The sequence below is a fragment of the Acidovorax sp. KNOB132 genome (genome assembly GCF_057541515.1).
The window spans coordinates 1-1163 of the sequence record NZ_BAAJYT010000552.1; the positions used below are offsets into that span (position 1 = coordinate 1).

1 pseudogene is annotated in these 1163 nt (G+C 74.5%); it reads right to left on the reverse strand.

The features are described from left to right. Window positions 1-1163: pseudogene (locus AC27IO_RS24570) on the reverse strand (WGR and DUF4132 domain-containing protein); the annotation flags it as partial.

Sequence of the window (1163 nt, forward strand, 5' to 3'; positions counted from 1 at the left end):
GCATGGGCGTGAGCAGGCCCGCGTCCTTTCCGTCCGCGGCCACCAGCCGCGAGAGGGCCGCGATCGCCGCGAGCGGCCAGCGGTCCGCCGCCAGGGACAGGCGCGCCAGCGCGCCCTTGGAGCTGCTGGCGGCCTTGGCCAGCGCATGCACGGCCTCGGGCGTGCCGAGGGTGGCGAGCGCTTCCCCGGCGGCCTCCTCGGCGGCCCCGCGTTCCAGCACCGCCACCGCGCCGGTGCCGCGTTCGCGCACGGCCGTCGCCACCATGCGCCGGTTGCCCCAGAAGCCCTCGGAGTAGCCCAGCCGCGTCTTCGCGGCCAGCGCGATCGCGGCGGGGTCGGTGGCCGTGAGCATCAGCCAGTGCAGGGTGTCGGGCACCTCCTTCTCGGCGGCAAGCCGGTGCGCCAAGGCGTCGGAAACGGCCGGCCGGTCGGGCAGCAGCAGCGCCATCGCCGGCTGCCGGCTCGGGTGCAGGGAGGGCAGGTCGGCCTCGATGCGGTCCGCACAGGCTTCCCACTCGGCCTGTGGCGCGGCCGCGAGATGGCGGCGGAAGGCTTCCTCGCCCTGGCCCAACGGCCCGCGCCATCCGTTGCTCATCGCGCGGGTCACGGTGGTGGACAGGTGCGCACGGCGCTTCTTGGTGGTCGAGTCGTAATCGTTGGTCGTCTCCAGGCGCTGCGATGCCATGAGGATGTCGACGGCCCCCGGCAGTCCGTACTGCGCCACGAGGTAGTCCACGATGGCGGCGGCCGGTTCGTTCTCGCCGTAGTAGCCCGAACTGGCCAGGGCCAGCGCGAGCAGTACGGTGTCGGCCTCTGCATCGGCCTCGGCCGTGTGCCGGCCAAGGCGGTCGATGGTCCGCTGCAGCGGATCGCGCAGGGGCGCATCGGTGGCTGGCAGGTTGAAGTGGAAATCGCAGTGGCTGCGCACGCGCTGCCATGCCTGGGGCAGTGCGGCGGCTTTCGCTTCCTGGGGGAAACGGCGCGAGGCATAGGCCTCGCGCTCCATCTGGGACGGAAGGCGCACGGGGTCGCCCTGGGCCAGCCAGGGCGGCACCGCGCCGGGCCCGCCGTCACCGGCCGGGGCATCGGTGGGCGCTGCGGCCGGCGGGGTGGTCTCGGCCCCAGCCGCCGCTTCGGCGAGCAGGGCCTGGGCGAGGCGGTCG